20 protein-coding genes, 1 tRNA gene and 1 pseudogene are annotated in these 25,208 nt (G+C 69.6%); 4 read left to right on the top strand and 18 right to left on the bottom strand.

Annotated elements, in window-relative coordinates; translation table 11 throughout:
- Positions 1-14: 14 nt before the first annotated feature.
- Positions 15-1,451 (bottom strand): MFS transporter, encoded by a 1,437-nt coding sequence (locus tag OHA61_RS26240; RefSeq protein ID WP_406305091.1) that lies wholly within the window; start codon positions 1,449-1,451, stop codon positions 15-17.
- 94 nt (positions 1,452-1,545) lie between these two features.
- Here OHA61_RS26240 and OHA61_RS26235 point away from each other — a divergent pair, with 94 nt between their 5' ends.
- The gene (locus OHA61_RS26235) at positions 1,546-2,430 is read left to right on the top strand and encodes a helix-turn-helix transcriptional regulator (RefSeq protein ID WP_406305089.1); all 885 of its coding nucleotides are present in this window, start codon (positions 1,546-1,548) and stop codon (positions 2,428-2,430) included.
- 95 nt (positions 2,431-2,525) lie between these two features.
- Here OHA61_RS26235 and OHA61_RS26230 read toward each other — a convergent pair.
- The 6 genes from OHA61_RS26230 to OHA61_RS26205 form a co-directional block, all read right to left on the bottom strand.
- Positions 2,526-2,598, bottom strand: a tRNA-Ala gene (locus OHA61_RS26230).
- A 105-nt stretch (positions 2,599-2,703) separates the two neighbouring features.
- Positions 2,704-3,387: a histidine phosphatase family protein gene (locus OHA61_RS26225; RefSeq protein WP_406307469.1), complete on the bottom strand. Its 684-nt coding sequence runs from the start codon at positions 3,385-3,387 to the stop codon at positions 2,704-2,706.
- A complete protein-coding gene (gene rsfS, locus OHA61_RS26220) occupies positions 3,384-3,815 on the bottom strand; it encodes a ribosome silencing factor (RefSeq protein WP_266478842.1) in 432 nt (143 codons plus the stop codon). The genes OHA61_RS26225 and rsfS overlap by 4 nt, the downstream gene beginning before the upstream one ends.
- 83 nt (positions 3,816-3,898) lie before the next feature.
- Positions 3,899-5,611 carry a LytR C-terminal domain-containing protein gene (locus OHA61_RS26215; RefSeq protein ID WP_406305088.1) on the bottom strand — a complete coding sequence of 571 codons (1,713 nt, stop codon included), beginning with the start codon at positions 5,609-5,611 and terminating at the stop codon, positions 3,899-3,901.
- Positions 5,612-5,630: 19 nt separating this feature from the next.
- Positions 5,631-6,254, bottom strand: coding sequence for a nicotinate-nucleotide adenylyltransferase (gene nadD / locus OHA61_RS26210; RefSeq protein ID WP_142217123.1), 624 nt, complete (start codon positions 6,252-6,254; stop codon positions 5,631-5,633).
- 53 nt (positions 6,255-6,307) lie between these two features.
- On the bottom strand, positions 6,308-6,469 hold the full coding sequence (locus OHA61_RS26205; protein ID WP_186357104.1) for a hypothetical protein: 162 nt from the start codon (positions 6,467-6,469) through the stop codon (positions 6,308-6,310).
- A 317-nt stretch (positions 6,470-6,786) separates the two neighbouring features.
- Here OHA61_RS26205 and OHA61_RS26200 point away from each other — a divergent pair, with 317 nt between their 5' ends.
- Positions 6,787-7,908 (top strand): M48 family metallopeptidase, encoded by a 1,122-nt coding sequence (locus OHA61_RS26200; RefSeq protein ID WP_406305087.1) that lies wholly within the window; start codon positions 6,787-6,789, stop codon positions 7,906-7,908.
- A gap of 160 nt (positions 7,909-8,068) precedes the next feature.
- On the opposite strand, the gene OHA61_RS26195 is transcribed toward OHA61_RS26200, so the two are convergent.
- The 11 genes from OHA61_RS26195 to rplU form a co-directional block, all read right to left on the bottom strand.
- Positions 8,069-9,142 carry a hypothetical protein gene (locus tag OHA61_RS26195; protein ID WP_406305086.1) on the bottom strand — a complete coding sequence of 358 codons (1,074 nt, stop codon included), beginning with the start codon at positions 9,140-9,142 and terminating at the stop codon, positions 8,069-8,071.
- Between the two features lie 134 nt (positions 9,143-9,276).
- Positions 9,277-9,891, bottom strand: a complete 615-nt coding sequence (locus OHA61_RS26190) for a hypothetical protein (RefSeq protein ID WP_324980586.1) — start codon at positions 9,889-9,891, stop codon at positions 9,277-9,279.
- Positions 9,892-9,969: 78 nt separating this feature from the next.
- Positions 9,970-11,262: a glutamate-5-semialdehyde dehydrogenase gene (locus OHA61_RS26185; protein WP_406305085.1), complete on the bottom strand. Its 1,293-nt coding sequence runs from the start codon at positions 11,260-11,262 to the stop codon at positions 9,970-9,972.
- A gap of 75 nt (positions 11,263-11,337) precedes the next feature.
- A complete protein-coding gene (locus OHA61_RS26180; RefSeq protein WP_406305084.1) occupies positions 11,338-11,856 on the bottom strand; it encodes a hypothetical protein in 519 nt (172 codons plus the stop codon).
- Positions 11,857-11,988: 132 nt separating this feature from the next.
- Positions 11,989-13,116 (bottom strand): glutamate 5-kinase, encoded by a 1,128-nt coding sequence (gene proB, locus OHA61_RS26175; RefSeq protein ID WP_266476433.1) that lies wholly within the window; start codon positions 13,114-13,116, stop codon positions 11,989-11,991.
- An 85-nt stretch (positions 13,117-13,201) separates the two neighbouring features.
- Entirely contained in the window at positions 13,202-15,310 is a 2,109-nt protein-coding gene (locus OHA61_RS26170; protein WP_406305083.1) for a hypothetical protein, read from the bottom strand.
- A gap of 151 nt (positions 15,311-15,461) precedes the next feature.
- Positions 15,462-16,961: a bifunctional cytidylyltransferase/SDR family oxidoreductase gene (locus OHA61_RS26165; protein ID WP_324980600.1), complete on the bottom strand. Its 1,500-nt coding sequence runs from the start codon at positions 16,959-16,961 to the stop codon at positions 15,462-15,464.
- A gap of 193 nt (positions 16,962-17,154) precedes the next feature.
- Positions 17,155-19,215, bottom strand: coding sequence for a glycosyltransferase family 4 protein (locus tag OHA61_RS26160; RefSeq protein WP_406305082.1), 2,061 nt, complete (start codon positions 19,213-19,215; stop codon positions 17,155-17,157).
- Between the two features lie 259 nt (positions 19,216-19,474).
- The gene (obgE, locus tag OHA61_RS26155) at positions 19,475-20,911 is read right to left on the bottom strand and encodes a GTPase ObgE (RefSeq protein WP_406305081.1); all 1,437 of its coding nucleotides are present in this window, start codon (positions 20,909-20,911) and stop codon (positions 19,475-19,477) included.
- Positions 20,912-21,032: 121 nt separating this feature from the next.
- Entirely contained in the window at positions 21,033-21,287 is a 255-nt protein-coding gene (gene rpmA / locus OHA61_RS26150; RefSeq protein WP_142217134.1) for a 50S ribosomal protein L27, read from the bottom strand.
- A 14-nt stretch (positions 21,288-21,301) separates the two neighbouring features.
- Positions 21,302-21,622 (bottom strand): 50S ribosomal protein L21, encoded by a 321-nt coding sequence (rplU, locus tag OHA61_RS26145; RefSeq protein WP_015033583.1) that lies wholly within the window; start codon positions 21,620-21,622, stop codon positions 21,302-21,304.
- 306 nt (positions 21,623-21,928) lie between these two features.
- Here rplU and OHA61_RS26140 point away from each other — a divergent pair, with 306 nt between their 5' ends.
- Together OHA61_RS26140 and OHA61_RS26135 are read left to right on the top strand one after the other, a co-directional pair.
- Complete coding sequence (locus OHA61_RS26140; RefSeq protein ID WP_406305080.1) at positions 21,929-23,755, top strand: hypothetical protein; 1,827 nt, start codon at positions 21,929-21,931, stop codon at positions 23,753-23,755.
- Between the two features lie 972 nt (positions 23,756-24,727).
- A pseudogene (locus OHA61_RS26135) lies at positions 24,728-25,098 on the top strand (tyrosine-type recombinase/integrase); the annotation flags it as partial.
- Positions 25,099-25,208 lie beyond the last annotated feature (110 nt).

Genomic DNA, 25,208 nt, shown 5'->3' with positions numbered 1-25,208 from the left:
GCCACGCAAGAGGGTCAGCGGCGTTTACGTACCAGACCGGCCACCGAACCCAAGATCGAAGCCCCGGCGAGCGCGAGCGCGCACACCCACAGCGCATCAGCCGACCCCTGCGCCCCGGGTACTGTCTGCCGATTCAGGAAGAGTGTGCCGAATGCGGCAACTCCGATCAGCTGTCCGAGCTGCGCGATCGTCACGAGCAGCCCACTGGCGTCCGCGGCATCCTCCTGTCGTACCGTCGCGAGCGCGCCGGTGAGCGTGGGACTGTAGGCGAGCGCCAGACCGGCTCCCACACCCATGAAGGCGAGGTACAGCCACAACCCGCCGTCGCCGCCGTCACGCAGCGTCAGGCCGACCGCGAGGCAGGCCAGCGCGGTCAGCGCGAACCCGCCCGGGACCAGCGCCTTGTGCAGGCGGGCGGGCCAGCGCCGCCAGGTCAGCCCGACCGCTCCGAAGATCACCGCGGTCGGCGCGAACATCAGCCCCGCGCGCAGCGCACTGTGGCCGAGACCACCCTGGACATGCAGGGTCAGGGTGAAGAGGAAGCCCGCGTTCACCGCCATCACCAAGGTGATCCGCAGCACCGCGCGGCCCATGCCGGGTATGCGCAGCACGCGCGGCGCGATCAGCGGTGCGCCGCCATGAGCGGCCAGCCGTGACTCGTACGCGAGGAAGGCGCCGAAGAACACCACGGAGGCGGCGAGAGAGAGCCAGGACCACACAGGCCAGTCCTGCTCCTGCCCGAGCACCAGCGGCACGGTGAACAGCGACACAGCGGCGGCGAGCAGCACCAGACCGGGCAGGTCGAGGCCGCGGGCGCGCTCGGGCTCCTCGCGCCGGTCCCTGGGCAGTATCCGCGCACCCAGGACGAGCAGTACGAGGCCGATGGGAACGTTCACCAGGAAGACCGGCCGCCAGCTCGCGCCGAAAAGGTCGGCGCTGACCAGCACACCGCCCACGACCTGCCCGGCGGCGGCTCCGGTGGCCAGAACCGCCGAGTACGCGCCGAGCGCCCGCACCCTTCGCTCGCCGGTGAAGTTCCGCTGGATCAGGCTGAGCACCTGGGGAATCATCAGGGCCGCGCCCGTGCCCTGGACCAGCCGGAAGGCGATCAACTGGCCTGTGTCCGCGGCGAGTCCGCAGGCGAGCGAGGCGGCGGTGAAGAGCAACAGCCCGCCCAGATAGGCCCGTCGGTGTCCGAGCAGATCGCCGAGCCGCGCGCCGGTGATGAGCAGGACGGCGTACGAGATGGTGTAACCGGCGATGACCAGCTGCAACCCGGCGCCGGACGCGTCGAGTTCGGCACGGATGGTGGGGGCCGCGACATTGACGATGAAGGTGTCGAGGAGCGCCATGAACTGCGCCGCGAGCACGATCGCGAGCAGCAGCCGTGGCCGGTTGTCAGTGCCTGGGTCTTTACTGACCAGTGGAGTTTCCGCAGAGGTTGCCGTCATGGCTGCGAGCCTGACGGCATTCCAGTACGGGTAACGAGAGCCCGCCGATGCTGGTATTGACAGCACCTGGCAAGGACGGGCCGGGGCCTCAACCATGGGGGATGTGACCACGATGACGGCGACGACGAACACCACAGGCGCGGCGGCACACCACCGCCGCAGACCCGAGCTGGCCGCGTTTCTGCGCAGCCGCCGGGCGCGGGTGACACCCGCCGACGTGGGCATGCCGCCCGGGCTGCGGCGACGCACCCCGGGGCTGCGCCGCGAGGAGGTCGCCCAGCTCTCCGGCGTCGGCGTCACCTGGTACACCTGGCTCGAACAGGGCCGTCCGATCAATGCGTCCGCCCAGGTCCTGGACGCCGTGGCGCGCACGCTCAGGCTCGACCGGCCGGAGCGGGAGCATCTGTACCACCTGGCGGAGGTGCCGTACGCGCCGGACAGGCAGGAGGGCGCCGAGCACGTCGGCCCGGAGATCCAGGGCATCATCGACGCCCTGGACCCGCACCCGGCCGTGGTCTACAACGAGCGGTACGACGTCCTGGCGACCAACCACGCCTACCGCGATCTGTTCGCCCGCCACGACGTGAAGGGCTTCGGCCTGCGGAATGTGCTGTGGAGCCTCTTCACCCTGCCCGAGCCGGACTGCCCGCTGGTCTTCCGGGAGTCGGAGCTGCCGCTGATGGTGGCGCAGCTGCGCGGTGCGTATGGACGTCATGTGGGCGAGCCCGCCTGGGAGTCGTTCATCCACCGCCTCTCGGCCGTCAGCGACTACTTCACCGAGCTGTGGGAGAGCGGGAATGTCCGGCCGCCGGGGCCGCGGGTGAAGACGTTCCGCCACAAGGCCGTGGGTGAGGTTCGGATGACATCCGTATCGCTGTCGATCAACGGAATGCCGGAGTGCCGGATCGTCGCCTACACCCCGAACGACGAGGAGAGCCGGCAGCGGATCGAGGCGCTGCGCGCGCGCCGCGGCCGCTGACGAGCCGGAGACGACGAACCGCCGGAGACGACGAGCCGGCAGACGGCCAGGGAAACGCGAGATCCCGCCCTCTGGTGAGGACGGGATCCGGATTGTGGAGCTAAGGAGAATTGAACTCCTGACCTCCTGCATGCCATGCAGGCGCTCTACCAACTGAGCTATAGCCCCGCGTGTTCTTCGCGCTCCGCGCTGCGAACAAGAAGAACTTTAGCCTGCGACCTGCCGGAAAGTGAAATCCGGGGTCGCAGGGCCGAACGCCGGGCCCGGAGCTGGTCAGTCGTCGTCGCCGAGGACCGGTTCCGGCAGCGTGCCGGCGTTGTGTTCCAGCAGCCGCCAGCCGCGCGCGCCCTGGCCGAGCACCGACCAGCAGCAGTTGGAGAGGCCGCCGAGGCTCTCCCAGTGGTGGGACTCCAGGCCGAGCAGCCGGCCGATGGTGGTACGGATCGTGCCGCCGTGGCTGACCACGACGAGCGTGCCCTCCTCGGGGAGCTTCTCGACGTGGTGCATCACCACGGGAGCGGCCCGGTCGGCGACCTCCGTCTCCAACTCACCGCCGCCCCGGCGCACGGGCTCACCGCGCTTCCAGGCGGCGTACTGCTCGCCGTACCGCTCGACGATCTCGTCGTGGGTCAGGCCCTGCCAGGCGCCCGCGTAGGTCTCCCGCAGAGCCGAGTCGTAGGAGACGTCGAGGCCGGTGATCCCGGCCAGCTCGCCGGCCGTGGCCGCCGCCCGCTTAAGGTCGGAGGCGACGATCGCGTGGGGCCTGAGGGAGGCGAGCAGCCGTGCGGCCCGGCGTGCCTGGGCGACGCCTGCATCGGTCAGGGCGATGTCCGTGGAGCCCTGGAAGCGGCGCTGGAGGTTCCACGAGGTCTGGCCGTGCCGCCACAGGACGACACGGCGCCCCGCGCCGCTCTTGTTTCCGGTGTCTCTGCTGTTTCCGGTGTCTCTGCCGTTCAGCTCAGCTCACCGTCCGGGTCACCGGTGAGCCGAGCGTGCTCCTCGGCCTTGCCGCGGGTCTTCAGGGCGTCCTCGGGGAGGGGCAGCTCGGGGCAGTCCTTCCACAGCCGCTCCAGGGCGTAGAAGACACGCTCCTCGCTGTGCTGGACGTGCACGACGATGTCGACGTAGTCGAGCAGGATCCAGCGGGCGTCGCGGTCGCCCTCGCGGCGCACCGGCTTGGCGCCGAGCTCCTTGTTGAGCCGCTCCTCGATCTCGTCGACGATCGACTTGACCTGGCGGTCGTTGGGGGCGGAGGCGAGCAGGAAGGCGTCGGTGATCGACAGCACGTCACTGACGTCGTAGGCGATGATGTCGTGCGCGAGCCGGTCGGCAGCCGCCTGAGCGGCGGTGTTGACGAGCTCGATGGAGCGATCCGTGGCGGTCACAAGCAGGCTTTCGTCGGCGGTCAGGTACCCCTCAAGGGTCTCACGGACCACCGACACCCCTTGCCGGGATTATTGAGGCTTGATCATCCGCCGGTGGACGAGCTCCCGGACTTGTAGTCCTTGCCGAGGACGACGGAGACATCGGCGTTGGGGGCGCCGGCGCCCTTCTTGACCGCGCTCGTCGCAAGACCCAGGGTCTTGGCGACCTCGACGGCCTTGGCCTTCTGCGCCTCGTCGCCGTAGGTGATCTTCGAGGTGGACTCGGTGTCCGCCTTGCCGCCGTCGAGGACCGCGTAACCGGCGTTGACCAGGTCGATCCGGGCCTTCTCGGTGGCGCCGGTGTTCCCGGTGGCGTTCTTGATGCCCACACGGAGGGCTGCGTCCTTGTCCGGCGCGGTGACCGAGCCGCCCAGGATGTCCTTGACCACACTGCTGGCGGCCTGCTCGGTGAGCGTGCCGTCCTGCTGGACCGGCAGCAGCGCCGTCTTGTAGTCGCCGCCCTTTGCGTGCTCGGCGAGCTTGGCCAGCGACGCGCCCAGATCGCTCTCGCGCAGCGAGGGGTCGAGAATCTGCGCCAGCGTCTCCACAGTGACGGTCGCGGACTTCGGGTCGTCGGGGAACTTCTTCAGGACGCCCTGCATGACCTGGCCGAAGCGCTGGAGCTGCTTCGCCTCGGCCTCGCCGGGCCCGAGGTAGGTGGCGTAGGCGACGGCCGCGCGGCCGTTGAGCGTCTGGTTCTCGCCCTTCTTGACCAGCGGCGCCTCGCCCTTCTTGGTACCGGGCACCGCGGCGTCGGTGGTCAGGTCGATGGTGCCGACCAGCTCGACGAGGTTCTCCAGGTACGGGGTGTCGAGCCGCCAGGTGCCGGTGATCTTGGCGCCCAGGAGGGTGCCGATCGACTCACGGGTGCCCGCGGAGCCGTCGTCCTCGACCGACTTGCCGAGGGTGGTGGCGGTGCCGTCGTCGTTCGCGACGGAGAGGGCGTTGGGGAGCAGAACCGTGGTGCCCTGCTTGGTTGTGGCGTTGTTGACGAGAAGAGCCGTGGAGGTGCCCTTCTTCTTGGTGTTGTGCAGATGGACCACGATCACGTCCCGCTTCTGCGGTCCGGTGGCCGTGTTGTTCTTCTTCTCGGCGTCCGCGAGACCGGGCAGCTTGCCCGCGTACCAGAGGTAGCCGACGCCGCCGGCGAGAGCCAGCGCGAGGACGACGAACAGCGCGACGACGCGGTTGCGGCCGCGGCGCTTGGCCTCCTCGCGCCGCTCGGAGCGGCTCTCGCTGAACTTCAGCCAGTCGATGACGTCTTCGGAGTCCTCGTCCGGCTCCTCGATGAAGGAGAACTGCTCGGTGCGGTAGTCACGATCGGGCGCGGGCCTGCGCTGGCCGGGCACCGCGGGCTGCTCCGGCCCGGGCGCCTGCGCGGGCGGGGCCGGGGGCCGCTGCGGGATGTTCCACTGCCCGGTGGTGTCGACGGCGGGCTGCTGGCCGGTGTCATAGCCGTAGCCGTCGTAGCCGTACCCCGGGCCCTGGCCCTGCTGGGGGTGCGGACGGCCGTACGGGTCGTACTGCTGGGACTGATCGGCCTGCGGCTGCGGTCGCTGTTGCTGCTGTTGCTGGTACGGGTCGTAGCCGTATCCCTGGCCGGGAGCCTGTTGTTGCTGAGGGTGCTGCTGTTGCTGCTGCGCGTAGGGGTCGTACGGCTGGGGCTGCTGATAGACCGGCTGCCCGTACTCGTCGTAGCCGATGATCTGCGGCTGTTGGTAGTACGGGTCGTACGGGTGGCTCTGCTGGTCGTTCACAGGTGCCCCTCTCCGTGGCTCACTCGCCGCGGTACAACTGGCGCTTGTCGATGTAGCGCACCACGCCGTCCGGCACCAGATACCAGACCGGATCGCCCTGCGCCACCCTCGCACGGCAGTCCGTCGAGGAGATCGCCAGCGCCGGAACCTCCACAAGAGAGACACCGCCCTCGGGCAGCCCGTCGTCCGTCAGATCGTGCCCCGGCCGGGTCACACCGATGAAGTGGGCGAGCGAGAACAGCTCTTCGGCGTCCCGCCAGCCGAGGATCTGAGACAGGGCGTCGGCTCCGGTGATGAAGAAAAGATCCGCGTTCTTGTTGAGGGAGCGCAAATCCCGCAGCGTATCGATCGTGTACGTCGGCCCGCCGCGGTCGATGTCGATGCGGCTGACCGAGAACTGCGGGTTGGACGCGGTCGCGATGACCGTCATCAGATACCGGTCCTCGGCCGGCGACACGGCCTTGTGTGTCTTCTGCCACGGCTGCCCGGTCGGCACGAACACCACCTCGTCCAGGTGGAACAGGGCGGCCACCTCACTGGCAGCCACCAGGTGTCCGTGGTGGATCGGGTCGAACGTCCCGCCCATCACACCGAGTCGGCGCTTGCCGGAACCGGAACCAGTAGGCACTTCCTGCTCTCCCATGCGTGCAGAGCCTACTGGCACCACGAAACGGCCCCCACTCGTCGGCCGGGGACTCAGCGGTCGCGGTTGAAGCGCGTCGTGATCCACAGCAGCAGGAGGAGCGCGAAGAGCGCGCCGCCACCGGTGAGGTACGGGCTGAGGCTTTCGTGGTTGCCACCGTGCTCGGCGCCTTCGGCGAGGGTGACCAGGCTGGCGGCGGTGCTGGTGAGGCTCATCTTCAGCAGGACCTATCGATCGGGAGTCGGAGCTCGGGAATCGGACGCCTCCGACGGAGCGGAGAGACTTCGCGCACATCGTATGCGGGGCGCCCGGGCACGCTCACGCCGACTCAGTCGTTGTCCTGCTCGTCGGTGCCGTTTCCGCGGTATCCGCGTAGCAGGACAAGGCGGGAGGGGCCCGCTCCGGCAAGCGATGTCGGGCGTGCTCCTCAGTTATCCACAGCCCCCGCCAGGCCGTAGCCACAGCACCTACGCTGGGGTCCGTCAGGGGGACGAGCCATAAGACGCACCAACAGGCGCAACAGGGGGCTTGAATGACCGAAAGCAGTCACGAGAACGTGCCGAGCAGGCAGCGCAAGCGCTTCGCCGGCATCTCCTCACGGGCGTACGAACATCCCGCGGACCGCTCGGCGCTGGTCGCGCTGCGCAAACTCAGCGGCTTCGACACCGTCTTCAAGGCGTTGAGCGGTCTGCTGCCCGAGCGCAGCCTGCGGCTGCTCTTCCTCTCCGACTCGGTGCGGGTGAGCGACGCTCAGTTCGCCCATCTCAACACCATGCTGCGGGACGCCTGCTACATCCTGGACCTGGAGAAGGTCCCCGCGATGTATGTCACGCAGGACCCGCGGCCCAATGCCATGTGCATCGGCCTGGACGAGCCGATCATCGTCGTCACCACCGGACTGGTGGAGCTGCTCGACGAGGAGGAGATGCGGGCGGTCGTGGGGCACGAGGTGGGCCACGCCCTCTCCGGCCACTCCGTCTACCGCACGATCCTGCTGTTCCTCACCAACCTCGCGCTGAAGATCGCGTGGATCCCGCTCGGCACTGTGGCGATCATGGCCATCGTCACCGCGCTGCGCGAGTGGTTCCGCAAGTCGGAGCTCTCGGCGGACCGCGCCGGACTGCTGGTCGGCCAGGACCTTCAGGCGTCGATGCGCGGCCTGATGAAGATCGCAGGTGGCAACCATCTGCACGAGATGAATGTCGACGCGTTCCTGGAGCAGGCCGAGGAGTACGAGGCGGGCGGCGACCTGCGCGACTCGGTCCTGAAGATCCTCAATGTGCTGCCCCGCTCACACCCGTTCACCACGGTGCGCGCGGCCGAGCTCAAGAAGTGGGCCGCGAGCCGCGACTACCAGCGGATCATGGACGGCCACTACCCGCGGCGTACGGAGGACAAGGACGCATCGGTGTCCGACTCCTTCCGCGAGTCCGCATCGCACTACGCGGACACGGTGCGCACCAGCAAGGACCCGCTGATGAAGCTGGTCGGCGACATAGCCGGCGGCGCGGGCGACCTGGGCGGAAAGCTGCGGGACAAGTTCACCGCCGCGGGGGCGGCCGGCGGCGCGGGCTCCGGCGGCACGAAGAGCAGCGGCAACGGCAGCGGTCCGGCGGGTGAGACCGGGGGCGGAGGCGGTCAGGGCGGCAGCTGAGCACGGGGGGCCGGGCTCAAGTCGGGCGGCCGTCGGGCAGGCGGCCAAGCGGCCGTCGTAGACCAGCCGGTCAGGCGGCCGTCGTCGACCAGGCGGTCAAGGCGGCGACGGCAGCCCGTCGGCCAGGCTGCCGTCCCGACGCCCCGCACCGCCCAGTCCGTCACGGCGAGGGCTGCGCGCCTGGTGACAGGGAGCCGCAGAGTGCCGCGGTGGCCTGGCCCGTCGCATACGGGTCCGTGCCCGCCGGGCCGTCCGCGGTCGCCCGCTCGCCGGCGAGCAGCGGGCGCAGGGTTCCGGAGGCGTCCGCCGAGCAGGCCTGAGGGCCGGCCTGGACGTAGCTGACCAGCAGCTCCGCGCGGTGCTGGCGCAGGTCGTCCCGGTCGAAGCGGAAGTGCAGCTCGCGGCGGACGGTGAACAGCGAGGCCTGGTTCGCCCCGGGCCCGCTCACGCCGACCGGACGCAGCGCATAGGCGAAGGTGTGGTCCGACGTCACCTCCAGGGCGTCGGGCCCCGCCTCGGCGAAGCGCAGCGTGCCCTGCACCCGTACCTGCGTGTCGGCCAGCGCCACCTTCGCCGGGTCGAAGCGGACCAGCCAGCCGGTGGCGGCATGGCGGCCGTCCGCAGCCGGCGTGGCGATGCTCCGGTCGAACTGCTCCAGCTGGTCCGGGTCGAGCAGCACCCGCACCGGCCGCACCGCGCCGCCCGTGAGGACGTCGGGGTCGAGCGAGGACTCCACGAGGTAGTCCTTCGCCGTGGTCAGGGCAGTCATGACCTGGCTCTCGGAGAAGTTCTTGGTGCGCCGGGCGCCGGGCAGATTGATGCCCGCGGCTCCGAGGCGGAAGTTCGCGGCGGGGCTGTGAGCGTAGAGGTCGGCGGGGGTGCCGCCCGGGACGGGGCCCTGCGGAGCGAGCGGGATCATGGTGATGCGCAGCGGTTCGGCCTGCTTGATCGCCGGTGTCTGGTAGGGGTGGCGGATGCCGAGGTAGATCGCGGTTCCGAAGGCCATCGCGACGAGCAGGATGAGCACCAGGACCTGCTTGGAGCCCGTCCTGCGGCTCCAGGCGGGAAGGCTGCGCACAGCTCGCGCGTGCTCGCCCATCCGTTCCTGCGCCGAGAATTCCTGAAGCCGCGCAGCCCGTACAAACGATTCGTCGAAGACGACGGATCGGTACTCGTCCTCACCGCCGGGGAGTCCCTCGGGTGTCCCCTCGGGCGGGTCTCCGCGCCCAGCCATACTTTCAGGGTAGGTCCGCCGGGGCCCCGGTAAACGCGCTGGTACACGACAATGTCTGACGAGTTCTCACGCAGTTTGTCAAGCGGGCGCACAGCCCCTGATCAGGGGCTTGTCCGAGGGTGCTCAGGGGGTGTTCACGGGGTGCGCGGATCCGCCGGAACCGGCGGCGCGGAGTACTCCGCGGAGGCGGAGGGCCCGCCCACCCGGTCGGTGGCCGGGCCACCGGTGGGAGTGGCGTCCACACCGGTCGTGGCGGGCGGCGGCACCTGGTCCTGGCGGTTGCCCGCGGCTCCGCGGTAGACGGCCGTGAAGGCGAGGGCGACCATTCCGATGCCCATCAGCAGGGCCAGGATCCAGGCCACGGGGCGGTGCCAGCGGGCGCTGCCGCGGTAGGGGCGCAGAGCGCCGCCGTGGCGGCCGTACGGACCTGTGTACTCGTCGTCGAAGTCCAGGCCGTCGTCATCGTCGTCGTATGCCCGCTCCCGGCCGTAAAGACCCGGGCCGTAGCCGTCGTCGTAGAGCTCTTCGTCGGGCACCCCGCCGCGGGATCCGGCCCGTGAGGCGTCGGCTTCGGCGCGGGCCTCGGCGGCAGCCAGAAGCCGCTCGACGGCGGTCGGCTCATGGATCTCGGCAGCACGCACGAAATCCTCGTCGAACACCACGGAGGCGAAGTCCTCGTCCGCGCCCCCGCGGTCGTCGTCGGGCTCCCAGCCGTCCGGGAACGGCCTGCCCCCCACGTCGTCCGGCACGCCTTCAGAGTAAACCTGGGCGGTCGCTTTGGGCAGGCGGAGTCCGAAGTCTCCCCGCTCGGATGACCCGCCCGACGGTCACCGGGTGTGACCGTCTCCTGTCACGATGTATTTCGTCGAGGTCAGCTCCGGAAGACCCATCGGACCTCGTGCGTGCAGCTTCTGCGTGGAGATCCCGATCTCGGCGCCGAATCCGAACTGGCCACCGTCGGTGAAACGCGTGGACGCGTTCACGGCGACCGTCGTGGCGTCCACCAATTGGGTGAACCGGCGGGCCGCAGCCTGCGAGGTGGTGACGATCGCCTCGGTGTGCCCGGAGGACCAGAGCCGGATGTGGGCGACGGCCGAGTCCAGCGAGTCGACGACGGCGGCGGCGATGTCGTAGGAGAGGTACTCCGTCTCCCAGTCTTCCGCCGTTGCTGCCACGACGGTGGCCTTGGTGGCGTCGCCGTACTCCAGCACCCGCTCGTCGCCGTGCACGGTCACCCCGGCCTCGGCCAGGGCGTCGAGCGCGCGCGGCAGGAACTCGGCCGCGATGTCCTGGTGGACCAGGAGGGTCTCGGCCGCATTGCAGACGCTCGGACGCTGCGCCTTGGAGTTGATCAGGATGTCGACGGCCATGTCGATGTCGGTCTGCGCGTCCACGTACACATGGCAGTTGCCGGTGCCGGTCTCGATGACGGGGACGGTGGACTCCTCGACGACCGTACGGATCAGGGAGGCGCCGCCGCGCGGGATGAGCACGTCCACCAGGCCGCGGGCGCGCATCAACTCCCGTACGGAATCGCGGCTTTCACCGGGCACGAGCTGCACCGCGTCGGCGGGCAGGCCCGAGCCGCCGACCGCGTCGCGCAGGACCTTCACCAGGGCGCTGTTGGAGGCGTACGCCGAGGAGGAGCCGCGCAGCAGGACCGCGTTGCCGGACTTCAGGCAGAGCGCGGCGGCGTCCACGGTGACGTTGGGACGTGCCTCGTAGATGATGCCGACGACGCCGAGGGGGACGCGCACCTGGCGCAGGTCGATGCCGTTGGGCAGGGTCGAGCCGCGGACCACCTCGCCGACCGGGTCGGGCAGCGCGGCCACGTCCCGCACGTCGGCGGCGATCGCCCGCACCCGCTCGGGGGTCAGCGTGAGCCGGTCGATGATCGACTCGCTGGTGCCGGCCTCCCTGGCCCGTGCGATGTCCTCGGCGTTGGCCGCGACGATCTCGCTCGTACGGACCTCGAGGGCGTCCGCGATCGCCAGCAGCGCGTCGTCCTTCGCCGAGCGCGGCAGCGGGGCGAGGTCGGCGGCGGCGCCACGGGCACGGTAGGCGGCCCGGGCGACGGGCGAGAGGTTGTCGTAGGGCGAAAGCGGCGAGGACGTCGTCATGACCGCAGGGTACTGCGCTTTGCGGGGGCTCCCGGGCGGGCGTCGTCGGCTGTCCCGAACTGCGAGACAGAGGCCTCAGAAGGGATGTACGCCCACCGGGGCGGCCGGCGGCGGACCGTACCCCTCCGCGATGCGCTGGTGGTAGGTCTGGCGGTCGATGACCTCCAGGCCCACGATCTCCCAAGGCGGCAATTGGGCGCTGGAGCGGTGCTCGCCCCACAGCCGCAGCGCCACCGCCGCGGCATCGTGCAGGTCCCGCGCCTCCTCCCAGTAGCGGATCTCCGCGTGGTCGTTGGCGTACCGGCTGGTCAGCAGGAAGGGATGGTCGTGCGCGAGCTGCTCCAGACCGCGGCGGACCTCCTTGAGCGGGGCTTCGGCTCCGGAGACGCTGAGCGTGATGTGCCACAGCTTGGACAGCACACGGTCCTCGCCGTGGGTGTCCGTCTCCTTCGCGCTCTCCCGGCTCTGGGCGCCGTCGTCGAAGTCGGCGCCCGCTCCGACGCTGGTCAGGGCTCGTTCCTCGCCCATGGCCCTCCGGGCATGGGGGAAGCCCCCCGGCCCTCGGGGCACATCCCCTGGGCGCGCTCGTCTCACCGGCGGCCTCCTGTTGTATGTGTCGTCCTGCTGTCCCCCGCCATGCCTCCGCAACAAAGTTGACCAGTCCCGGACGGGATGTGGGGCGCTTTTGGTGAAGGTCTCCGAGAGAAGACGGGACTTTCAGCCGATTCAGGGGTGCAGGACGACCAGATCGTCCCTGTGTACGACTTCACGCTCGTACGCCGGGCCGAGCTCCTCGGCGAGTTCCCGGGTCGAGCGGCCGAGCAGCTGCGGGATTTCCTTGGCGTCGAAGTTGACGAGCCCACGGGCCACGGCCCGGCCCGCGGTGTCACGCAACTCGACCGGGTCGCCCGCGCTGAACTCACCCTCGACGGCGGCGATCCCGGCGGGCAGGAGCGACTTCCTGCCCTGCACCACCGCCCGTACCGCGCCGTCGTCGAGGGTCAGTGCGCCCTGCGGGGTCGAGGCGTGGGCGAGCCAGAGCAGCCTGTCGGCGGAGCGGCGTCCGGTGCTGTGGAAGTACGTGCCGGTGGCGCGGCCCGCGAGGGCGTCGGCCGCGCGGACGGCCGAGGTGAGGACGACGGGGACGCCCGCCGCCGCGGCGATCCTGGCGGCCTCGACCTTGGTGACCATGCCACCGGTGCCGACGCCCGCCTTGCCCGCGCTGCCGATCTGTACGTGCGCGATGTCCTCCGGGCCGCGCACCTCCTCGATCCGCGAGGTGCCGGGCCTGGCCGGATCCCCGTCGTACAGCCCGTCGACGTCGGAGAGGAGGACGAGCAGATCGGCGCGTACGAGATGCGCGACGAGGGCGGCGAGCCGGTCGTTGTCGCCGAAGCGGATCTCGTCCGTGGCGACGGTGTCGTTCTCGTTGACGACCGGGACGGCGCCCATGTCGAGCAGCTGGTCCAGGGTCCGGTAGGCGTTGCGGTAGTGGGCGCGGCGGCTGGTGTCGTCGGTGGTGAGGAGCACCTGGCCGACGCGTACGCCGTAGCGGGCGAAGGAGGCGGTGTAGCGGGCGACCAGCAGGCCCTGGCCGACACTGGCGGCTGCCTGCTGGCGGGCCAGGTCCTTGGGGCGGCGGGCCAGGCCCAGCGGTGCGAGACCCGCGGCGATGGCGCCGGAGGAGACCAGCACTATCTCCTTCTCGCCGCCGCTGCGCACCTTGGCGAGCACATCGACCAGGGCGTCGACGCGGTCGGCGTCGAGTCCTCCTGATGCCGTGGTCAGCGAGGACGAGCCGACCTTGACGACGATCCTGCGGGCTTGCGTTACCTGCTGTCTTGCCACTGTCACAGTGCCGAATCTATGCCAGGGCGCGGCGCGGGTGCGCGGTCATTTCACCGGCTGGACAGCGCACACCCACCCCGCGCCACTCGGTTCAGCGTGCGACCGCGGTCGACTCCTGGGACTCCGCGTCCGGGGTCTCCGACTCGGGGTCGAGCTCGCCGATGATCTGGCCTCCGATGCGCTGCTCCACACCGGCGTTGCGCGCCTCGGCCTTGGCCGTCAGCCGCCGTACGGCCGCGTTGAACAGCTCGATCGAGCTGGGCTCCTCCGGGCCGAGCAGATAGCGCTTCAACTCGCGCCTGGCGTCAACCAGCTTGTCGCCGGAACGATCCGCCACCGCGTCGAGCAGCTCGCTCAGTTCCTCGGCGCTGTTGGAGAGGATGACCGCGGCCCGTACGGCGGTGTTCTGCCGCTTGAACTCCTCCTCGCCCAGTTGGCCGGAGTCGGTCACCGCGTAGGGCTTGCCGCTCGCGATGAAGTCCGAGACCACGCTGGAGATGTCGGAGACCATGCCGTCGGCCTCGTTGAAGCAGTCGTACAGCTTGGGCTCGGAGCCCGAGACGACCCGGTGCTCCCACCAGCCGCAGGAGCGCCAGTACGCGTCGTTCCACTCGGCCCGCAGCCTCTTGATCTCGGCCAGGCGCTCAGGGTCGGCGAGGGAGACCCGTGACTCCTCCGACTCGTCGCCGCCCGCGCGGCCGGGCTTGGACAGCTCGGCCAAACGGGCCTGGATACGGGTCAGTTCGGCTTTCGCCTCGGCCTGGTCCGACTGGGTGGCGGCGGCTTCGGCAGCCCAGCGGGGGTCGACGGCACGCTCGGCGGCCGCGGCGCGCACCATCGCGGTGATGCGCTCGTGGACGGCCAGGGCCTTCTTGTTGCGGATGCCGGTGAAGGGGTGCGGCTTGTAGATGACGCGGACCGGCTTCTCGGCCTCCAGCAGATGCCGGACGATGTTCTCGCCGGCCAGCAGCAGCGAGGTGTTGCCCGGGTTGTCGTCCCAGCCCTCCCAGGTGGGGGCGTACAGCACCGTGGGAATGGGGTTCTTCGGGGTGCCGGCCCATGAGGTGATGGGAGCCAGCTGCGGGCGGCCCACCTCGACGATGTCCTCGTCGCGCACGCCGACGTCGGCCAGCGCGTAGCGGTCGCGGCCCGCGCGGCCCGCGGTCCACACCTCGTCGTACACCTTGCTGAACGGGTTGACGCTGGCCAGCTTGTCGCTGTCGCCGTGACCGATGAAGACGTGCTTCATCGTCGGCACGCGCAGGATGTGGATGTTCTTTCCGACGTTGGCCGGGTACAGCGCGACGCGGACCGAGGACAGGTCGAGGTTCATCAGATGCATGCCGCCCGGCACGCAGATGACGGGTACCGCGGTCGCGGTGAGCTTCTTCACCATGCCGCGTTCACGCATGATGATCAGCGGCCGGCCGTCGATCTGCTCCATGGTCTCGAGCCACATGTTGACCTGGTACGCGGACTCGTCGGAGCCGGAGAAGTACAGGACGACGGTCGGCTGGTACTCGCGCAGCCAGGTCTCGACGCCCTTGAGCACGGCGGCCGCGCCCGGCACCCGGCGACTGCGCCGCAGATACGGGACGAGGACGGCCGTGTAGACAAGTCCGAGGGCGAGGGTGACGGCGACGCCCGCATACCCGATGCCGTACGTGCCGGTCCCCGCGGCGATCACCACGCCGGCCATCGCCGGGATGTCGAGGTGGAGCATCTTCTCGCCGGAGCGGTGCAGCAGCGCGTTCGGCGGGGCGTCGGGGATACGGACGGCGTTCAGGTCGACGTTGCGCGTGACGACCGGCATGGTGCGGCGTAGGCGGATCAGGGTCGCGATCGCGCCCTGCGGCGCCTGGAGGCCGTAGAAGATCAGGAACCCGGCGACGGCCGCGTAGAAGAAGTTGGTCTCCGCCAGACCCTCACGGGCGAGCAGCAGAACCAGCAGCAGCTGACGCAGCAGGAAGCGGATCGGCAGACCGGCCCGGACCTTGTTGAGCCGGTTGACCAGGTAGCTGCCCTTCTGGTGCAGATACCAGTCGGCGAGATAGGTCACGGCAGCGGCAGCCGCGAAGAACCAGAGGTTCGGGATCAGTGCGGCGATCATCACGCACGGATAGCCGAGCCCCATCAGAGCCGCTGCGGCCAGCTCTGACCGGCTGCCGACGCGAGCCAGTCGAATGGCGGTCGAAATCACGAAGAACCTGCTCCAAGGGGGTGCCGGTTGATTCACGTTTGGCGGGTTTCGTGAAGGTGGGGCTTCACGAACTCGGGCCTCTGTCCTCGCCTCAAGGTTTTCGCCTCAGGGCGACCACAAAGGCCCGATAATTACTTTAAACGAACGATCATTACACATCCTCCTGGCGATCCAGGACCGCTTCGAGGGCCTTCTCGAAGTCCGAAGCTTCGCTCGCCTCACGTGTCGGATCCTGCTGCCGGACATCGATGACATGGCCGGTGAGTTCGGACAGCAGGACGTCCAGCGAGGTCCTTGCCACGGCCTCGGAAGAGAGCAGCGAGCCCTCCGGTTCCGCGCCGAAAGCCTTGGTGCGCATGGGAGTCGCCGTGCGCTCGGGATTCACGCAGTTGACGCGAATTCCGTCGCCGGCCCATTCGTCGGAAAGGGCCTGGGTGAGATTCACCATGGCCGCCTTGGTCGACGAATAGAGGCTGTACTCGGCGCGACCGCGGGTGTAGCTGGAGGAGGTGTAGAGGAGCAACTGCCCCTTCGTCTCCGCCAGATACTTGTACGAGGCACGAGCGATCTGCACCGGCGCCAGGTAGTTGACGTTCAGCGCTTCCTGGATGGTGCTGTTGTCGGTCTCGGCCAGCTTGCCGATACGCAGCACACCGGCCGTGTTGATGACGTAGTCGACCCGGCCCGTCTCGGCATACGCCCGGGAAAGGGCGTCGTCGACATGCTCGGGATTCTCCACGTGCGTACCGGTGGTGGAGCGGCCCAGCGCGTAGACATGGGCGCCGTACTGCTTCGCGATCGCGCAGATGTCCGCGCCGATGCCGTACGAACCACCGAAGACCACCAGCGTCTTGCCGGTCAGCAGCTCGCGGTAGGCGGCGGCGTCGGCCTGGCGCGGGGCCGCGCTGGAGGCCAGCTGGAAGAGCTTGTCGGCGATGAAGACATCGACAGGCTGCGTGACCTTCATGTTGTACTCGTCGCCCGCGACCACATAGATCGGCACGTCGGGCAGGTACTTGAGCACGACGCTGCAGTCGTCGGTCGCCTGGAAGTTGGGGTCGCCGGCCGCGATCTCGTAGGCCCGCCGGATGGTGGAGAGCTTGAAGGCCTGCGGGGTCTGGCCACGGCGCAGCCGCGAGCGGTCCGGGACGTCGGTGATGAACTCGCCGTCCTCGCCGTGGGTTCGGGTCACGATGATGGTGTCCGCGGACGGAATCGCGACATCGACGGCCTGATAGCGGTCGAGGGCGTCGACACACGCCTTGATCACACGCTGTGACAGAAGCGGACGGACAGCGTCATGGAAGAGGACGTTGTGGTCCTCACCCTCGGCGAGCCCCTCGCTGAGCGCCTCGATGGCGCGCTCGGTGGTCTCGTTGCGGGTCGCGCCGCCCTCGATCACCTTCGTCACCTTGGTGAGTCCGGCCTTGGCGATGATCCGCTCCACATCCGGCACAAAACCCGGCGCCATCAGCACGATGACGTTGTCGACGGACTCCGCCTGCTCGAAGATCGACAGTGTGTGCTCGATGACGGCCTTGCCGGCGATCTTCAGCAGCTGCTTCGGGATCGCCAGTCCCACTCTCTGACCGGTACCACCGGCGAGCACAACGGCTGTAGTGCGGGGCTTGGCTACGTGCGGCACAGACACAGACGACCGACCTACCTTGCGACGAATGGGGGACGGGCTGATGGTCGCACTCTCCGTGACGGTCTCGCAAGGCGGTGGTCAAGCACCCCACACCTCCTCGAAACCGGGCGTTCACCCCCTGGACAGGGGGTACTGCTGCATCCCGACGCAGGGTCCGGGTGACTGAAACCACAGTTGTCAAGAGTGCGCACGGCTACCTGATCGGCTTGTCGACAACGTTCAGTACGAGCTCGTTGGCCGCGCTGTAGAAGACCTTGACCGTGACCAGCTCCTGCGGTCTGCCGCCGAGTCTGCGGGCCACCGCGCGCAGCGTCTCCAGTGGGCGTCTCTTGCGCAGGTCGATGCCGGGATACGGGAAGAGGGAACCCTTCTCCACCACGTCGTCCAGGACCCGCGCGAGCCTGACCGGCTGCGCGCCGGGCGCCGGGCGCAGCCACAAGTCCCAGACGTCGTGCGCATCCGCCTGGCGGTCCGCCGGAGCCGCGCACGGGACGGTGGCCCGGAAGCCGTCATCTCCCTCGCGGCTCGCCGGGAACGTCAGCTCGGCGTGAGCCTTGCCACGTCGGCGCAGCAGCAGAGCCGGGTCGCCGGCGGGAGTGCCCGGGGCGAACAGCCGCCCGGAGATGATCATCCTCTGCCCAGTGAGCCGGATCTCCCCGACCTCGGCGTGGACCGGCCGGACCCAGGACCGCAGGGAGAGCACTCCCTGCTTCACATACGGGACGAGATTGCGGACCGGGCCGCCCGCGGGCGTACGGGCAGCGGCCCGCATCGATCCGCGCTGGTCGACGGCCCGGGTCGCCAGCGCGATCCGCTCGCCGTCCGGCAGCTCCACCTGGCAGGTCCACACGCCCTCCGGGAACTGGGCGCCGGCGGGCACCCTTGCCCGTCCCTCCCCGTCGAACGCGAAGCGCCGCGCCTCGACCGCGGTGTCCGGGTGCGTACACACCAGGTGCAGCCCGGCACCCCGGCCGACGGGCCGGCCGCCGCCGGGGATCAGACTGACCGTCAGCCCGCCGTCATCGGCGACCAGGCAGTCGGCGAGGGGCGTGAACTGCTCACTCTCCCCCGCCGCCCGGGCCACATGGCCCGCGCCTGCGCGCGAGGCCGTGGCCGCGCCCAGCTCCGCGAAGAGCTCCTCGTACTGCTTGGCGACCGGACCTGGGGCGAAGCGATGAGCGTTGCGCAGCGCGGCCGCGCCCATCCGGCGGCGCAGCTCCTCGTCGTCGATGAGCTTCAGCAGGGCATCGGCGATGGCCTCGACGTCACCGACCGGGACGAGCAGCCCGTCCACCCCGTCCTCGATGATCTCCCTCGGGCCGTAGTCGCAGTCCGTGCTGACCACCGGTAGACCGCAGCGCATGGCCTCCACGAGCGTCATGCCGAAGGATTCGTGCCGTGATGTGGAAACGGCGATCGCGCCCTTGACCCACTCCGGCTCGATGGGCGAGCGGGGACCCATGAGATGGACGCTGTTGTAGAGGCCGAGCTCGTCGATCTTCCGGCGCAGCCGGTCCTTCTGGTTGCCCCAGCCGCAGATCCGCAGCGACCACTCGGGCCGGACGGCGACGACCTTGCCGAAGGCTTCGATGAGCACCTGGTACTGCTTCTCCGAGGCGAGGCGTCCGGCCGCGACCACGGTCGTGCCCGAGGTGTCGGACGGCAGAACCATCGGCTCGGGCACGCTGTTGGGGATCGCGAGCACGCGGGTGTCGGGCAGCGGCATCTGCGCGCGGTAGGAGGCGGCGTCGCCCTCGGAGACGGTCACAAAGGCGTCGAGGCGCCCGAGATGGTCGTACATCTCGGCGCGCAGCTCGGGCTTGTGATGGTTGTGCGTCATATGCTCCTGCCCGATGAGCACGGCGCCCTCCGGGCCGAACTGTGCCACGTACGCGACGAGTCCCGGCCGGGTCCCGATGACCACATCCGCGTCGGAGCCCGCGTAGTGGGCCTGCACCCGCTCGTCGGTGAGCCTGCTGTACTCCTTGTACCGCGCCTCGGACCGGGGCAGGCACACAGCGGGCTCCAGCTGGCGCGGGTGCTTCGTCTCGTTGGACGGGGAGGCGGGGCGGGTGTCGACGAGGGGTACGACGGTGACGCGCGGGTCGATGGCGAAGATCGGGTCGTCGCGGTGCCGGAAGACCGAGACGATTTCCACCTCATGCCGGTCGGCGAGTTCCTCGGCGAGGTTCAGCGTGGTCCGGATGGTCCCGCCGATGCCGTAAATCGTGTGGATGAGGAAAGAAATCTTCACCGACGCTCCGTTCCGTGTGCAGGGGCGATACGCCCCACCCCCGCGTACAAGACGGTCATTGAGGGCGAGAGGTTGTGCCGCTTCACGCAATAGAGCGAATCGGACGGGCTTGTTCTCCAAGCCCGTCCGGCGATCGGGGCCGAGCCCTTGGAACGAACCCCTGGAAGGGGTCGAACTCGTCGAACTCCCGCTGCGCGTCGCTTCGGACGGCTGCGCCGGACTCCGTCCGCCGACCCGGCTCAGCCATCCGGCACGTTCCCTAGAAGGGGTCGAACTCGTCGAACTCCCGCTGCGCGTCGTCCCGTTCGGCCTCGCGGTCCCGGCGGCGCTGGGCCGCGGGGCGCGGGGCCTCCAGGCGGTGGTCCTCGCCGCGGCGGCCGAGCATCTCCGCGCCCGCCATCATCGAGGGCTCCCAGTCGAAGACGACCGCGTTGTCCTCGGGGCCGATGGCCACGCCGTCGCCCGCGCGGGCACCGGCCTTCATCAGCTGCTCCTCGACGCCGAGGCGGCTGAGGCGGTCGGCCAGGTAGCCCACGGCCTCGTCGTTGTTGAAGTCCGTCTGGCGGACCCAGCGCTCCGGCTTCTCGCCGCGCACCCGGAAGAGGCCGTCCTCCTCCTGCGCGACCGTGAAGCCCGCGTCGTCGACCGCCTTCGGGCGGATGACGATCCGGGTCGCCTCCTCCACGGGCTTGGCCGCGCGCGCCTCGGCGATGATCTCGGCCAGGGCGAAGGACAGCTCCTTCAGGCCGGTACGCGCCACCGCGGACGCCTCGAAGACGCGGTAGCCGCGCGCCTCGAGGTCCGGGCGGATCATGTCGGCGAGGTCCTGGCCGTCCGGGATGTCGATCTTGTTGAGGACGACGATGCGCGGACGGTCGTCGAGACCGCCGTACTGCCGAAGCTCCTCCTCGATCACATCGAGGTCGGAGACCGGGTCGCGGTCGGACTCCAGCGTCGCGGTGTCCAGGACATGCACCAGCACGGAGCAGCGCTCGACATGGCGCAGGAACTCAAGGCCCAGGCCACGGCCCTGGCTGGCGCCGGGGATCAGGCCGGGGACATCGGCGATGGTGTAGACGGTCGACCCCGCGGTGACCACGCCCAGGTTCGGTACGAGCGTGGTGAAGGGGTAGTCCGCGATCTTGGGCTTGGCCGCGCTGAGCACCGAGATCAGCGAGGACTTGCCCGCGCTCGGGTAGCCGACGAGCGCCACGTCGGCGACGGTCTTCAGCTCCATGACCACGTCACGGGCCTCGCCGGGCTCACCGAGCAGCGCGAAGCCGGGCGCCTTGCGGCGCGCGGAGGCGAGCGCCGCGTTGCCGAGGCCGCCGCGGCCGCCCTGGCCCGCGATGAAGGTGGTGCCCTGGCCGACCAGGTCGGCGAGCACATTGCCCTGCTTGTCGAGGACGACGGTGCCGTCGGGCACGGGCAGGACCAGGTCCTGGCCGTCCTTGCCGGAGCGGTTGTCACCGGCGCCGGGCTGGCCGTTGGTGGCCCTGCGGTGCGGGCTGTGGTGGTAGTCGAGCAGCGTCGTCACCGACTGGTCGACGACCAGGATGACATCGCCGCCACGGCCGCCGTTGCCGCCGTCGGGGCCGCCGAGCGGCTTGAACTTCTCCCGGTGAACGGAGGCGCAGCCGTGGCCCCCGTTACCCGCGGCGACATGCAGCTCGACGCGGTCCACGAAGGTGGTCATGGGTGTGCCTCCAGAAAGTACCGAATGTCTCTTACGTAACAAGCGAAAGGCGGACCCGCTTCCCGATCAACGGGAAGCGAGGTCCGCCCTCGCGAAGAAAACCGCTCTACGGGCGCCTGAGTCAGGCGACCGGAACGATGTTCACTACCTTGCGGCCACGGCGAGTGCCGAACTCCACCGCGCCGGCGTCCAGCGCGAACAGCGTGTCGTCCTTGCCACGGCCGACGCCGTTGCCCGGGTGGAAGTGGGTGCCGCGCTGGCGGACCAGGATCTCACCGGCGTTGACGACCTGACCGCCGAAGCGCTTCACGCCGAGCCGCTGAGCATTGGAGTCGCGCCCGTTCCGAGTGGACGATGCGCCCTTCTTGTGTGCCATGTCTCCTCAGTCCCTTACTTCGCAGCCGCGGGGATGCCGGTGACCTTGATCGCCGTGTACTGCTGGCGGTGACCCTGGCGACGGCGGTAGCCGGTCTTGTTCTTGTAGCGAAGGATGTCGATCTTCGCGCCCTTGTGGTGGTCCACGACCTCAGCCGTGACCTTGATTCCGGCCAGCACCCACGGGTCGCTGGTCACAGCGTCGCCGTCGACAACGAGCAGGGTCGAGAGCTCGACCGTGTCGCCAACCTTGGCAGTGGAAATCTTGTCAACCTCAACGATGTCGCCGACAGCAACCTTGTGCTGGCGACCACCGCTGCGCACGATGGCGTACACGCGGATCTCTCTCTCGCTCGGAACGGACCCCCTGATGCCAGCCACTCGCACGGGCCGAAGCCCGCGACGATCCGGAAGGATGAGCGGCCTCTCCTGACCGGCAGAGCCGTTGGGAGGGAGTTGCTCAGGGGTGGGTGTGCATGGAAACACACCGAGGGTCAAGGTTACGGGGCCCGCCCCCAGGGGGTCAAACCGGGTACCCGGCCCCCGTCTCCCGGGCACCCGGCCCCCGTCTCTGGTGGATGCTCACCGCGGCCTGTTCAATATCAACTCGTGTCCCTGCGCTCGCTCATCACCATGCCTCGCATGCTCCGCCACGGTTCGGCCGTGGGCGCGGATCTGCCACCGGACGAGGCCGTCACCGTCGATGCCGTCGCCGACCCCGCCCTGCGTGCCGCGCTCGCCGCCGCCGCGAGCGGCGATGCCGCACCCGCCGGCGAGCTGCTCGCCGAGACCCGGCTGGGCGCCCAGTGGGAGCGGCGCAGTGTCTGCGTCTCGGAGCTCGCCGGGTGCGCGCTGCACAGCCCGGGCTGGCTGGAGGACTGGCTGGGGAAGTCGCCCGATGACCCCGACGCGGTGCTGGTGAAGGCGGATCTGTGCATCCAGCAGGCCTGGGAGATACGGACCGGCCACCGCGCCCGCCATGTTTCGCAGGACCAGTTCCGGGCCTTCTTCGCGCTCCTGGAGGACGCCGTTCCGGTCATCGCCGCCGCGGCCGAACTGAACCCCACCGACCCGGTGCCGTGGGAGATCGCGCTCACCCACGCCCGCGGCATCCAGGCGCCCCGCGATGTGTTCGACGCGTACTGGGCGGAGGCCGTCGCCCGCGCACCGCACCACTACGGCTGTCATGCCACGGCCCTGCAGTACCTGTGCGACAAGTGGTACGGCTCGCACGAGGAGATGTTCGCCTTCGCCGAGCGGGCCGCCGAAGGGGCGCTGCCCGGCTCGAAACTGCACGCTCTTCCGCTGCTGGCCGCGGTCGAGTACGAGGTGGTGTCCGACGACTCCACCGAGGACGGCCCGATCGACCGCTCCCGGGTCGAGGCCGCCGTGACCCGGGCCCTGGAGCTGTCGGGCTGGTACGAGCCGGGCGACCCCGAAGCCGCCGGGTTCCGCAACCACCTGGCTCTGATGCTGATCTTCGCCGAGCGTTGGAGCGATGCCCTGGAGGTCTTCCGGGCGATCGGCGTGCACGCCCGCGAATTCCCGTGGGCGTACGTGGGTGGCAGCCGCAAGGAGTTCCTGGAGTTCCGGCTCGGCGTACGGATGCAGGTCGCCTCCCAGACCCCGTTCTTCGGCCGCCCGCCGGGGCACGTCCGGCCGGCGGCTCCCGTACCGGCCGTCCCGGCGCCGCGCTCCCTGGCGATAGCGGCGGCCCGCCCCCACCAGGTCGCCGAGGCGGCCCTGATGTGCGGTGTCTCGCTCCGTATCGCCCCCGCCCCGTCCGCGACAGGGATGAGCTACGTCGAACTCGTCCCCGACGCGTCCCCCGGCAGACGCGCGAGCTTCCTCGCCGGCGAGGAGATGCTGACGGCGGCCGCGGACAACTTCACCACCGGCGAGAAGTGGCCCGCCCTGGTGCTGCGCCGCACCGCCGACCGCTGCGGCTTCACGCTGTTCCACAAGGGCAGGGCCCGCGCCTCCCATCTGTGGGACCCGGCGGCCCCGGTCACCGACCACGCGCAGGCCACCGCCACTGCACAGGCCCTCGCCGCCGTCTTCCCCGCGGCCGACCCTCGGCCGCTGGTCTCGCTGCTGCGCGGCACCGACAGCCCGGCCCGGCGGCAGTCGGAGCTGGTGGCCGCGCTCGGGCTGCCCCCGCTCCCGGACGGGTTCGGAGAGCGCGACGAGATCCTGGACGGCGTGCCCGGGGCCCAACTCCTGGCCAAGCGAGGGGTGTTCAAGGGCATCCGCGACACCATGTCGACGGACCTGGGCACCCCTGCTCTGCCTGTCCCCCGCGCCAGGCGCTGGTGGGTGCTGCGCATCGTGGGCCTGGCGATCCTGGTCCCCGCGGCGGCGTACGCCTGGTGGTCCCCGGATGTGAGCTGGTACCGCACGATCGTCCCGACGGCGGCCGCGCTGTACCTGGCGCTCCAACTGAGGAAGGCCCGGGCCCAGCGGCGCTGAGCCGTCGGGCGACGACAGCTAGCGGGACCCGCACCGGCAGGTTGCCTTGACCTTCTCTACGTGCGCGGAGACGTACGCCTCCGCCTCCAGCGAGAGGCAATGACCGCACTCGGCAACGCCCTCGACCGCCCCTGAAGCGCGCACGGCAACGGCGGTGAACACCCTCGGCGTTCACCGCCGTTGCCGTCAACTACTGCCGTCAAGCACCTCTGAAGCCCCACCAGTCCCGCTTGATGAGGCTCCAGATTTGCTATCACGATCGAGTGAAGCCGAGGCGGCTTGCGTGGCGGCCTTACGCCTCGCCCATTCGTCCATCAGCAATGCGACGAGCCGCGTCATCCGTCACTTCACTCCACACGGCCAAGCCCTCAGAATCAAATTCCTTCAAGAGTGCCTGCCGAATCTCTTCCATCGGGCGTCCGCTATGGGTCCGCCGAACATTCGCAACAGCGCGCTCAAATTTCTTCAATTGCTCTTGAACACGCGGAATGTCCTTATCATACTCCGCGGGGTCTACCATCTGAATATCACCGCCAATCTCCCTCGCGGCCGCCCACGCCGATCACAAGTTCCTGCGGTAGATCTGCTGTAAGTGCGGCATCGCTCCTGGTCCGAAGATGTGCTCAAGCCTCCCGCGCACCTCGTCAGTTATATGTCCCTCTGCACACAGCCGGTCGTACGTGCATTTACACACACGGAAGATGAGAATGGCTGGGCGATCTCCGGCAGCTGTACGGCTCCCGCCGAACGTTGCAGCGGCACTGAGGGTATCCGAGTCGCCAGGGCTCACCCGATAAGTGAACAGGTTCCCTGGCTGCCCCACAGACCCGCCTTGGGAATTCCCGCGAGCCGCATCGCCGCTCAGCCCATTGGCCTCGATGTTTTCGGCATGGGTCGAGCTCGTCCCGTGCACGAAGTCCATCGACTCGTTGCAGTTGTGAACGAGGACCAGCGTGACCCCAGCGAGCACAGCAGCAGCAGGAACGGCGAGCCGCCAAAACGGACTGGCCGGACAGCGGGCTCGTCTTCACCACCCCGACCGGCCGACCCCTCGACCCCGCCAACCTCACCCGCAGCTTCGGCCGACTCCGCCACCGGGCCGGGCTCCGCCGTATCCGCTTCCACGACCTCCGGCACTCGACCGCGACCCTGCTCCTGGAGCAGGGCGTCGACCTCGTCGTCATTAAGGAACTCCTCGGCCACGCCCACATCGGCGTCACCGCCGACGTCTACGCCCACGTCCGACTCCGCCTCCAACGCGAAGCCATCGACACCTTGGGCCGTGCCTCGGCACCCGGGACAACGACCCTAACGACCCACCCGCCGCAGTCGTAGTCCGCTGACGGTGCCGTCACCGTTGCCGTCAAGGCACCCAAAAGCCCCACCGGCACCACTGCCGGTGGGGCTTTCAAACTCACACTTCCAGGCTATGCCCGTGGCATCAGAAGAACGT

The organism is Streptomyces sp. NBC_00885 (assembly GCF_045207475.1).
Lineage (GTDB): Bacteria > Actinomycetota > Actinomycetes > Streptomycetales > Streptomycetaceae > Streptomyces.
This window is presented reverse-complemented; position numbering and strand designations above follow the sequence as displayed.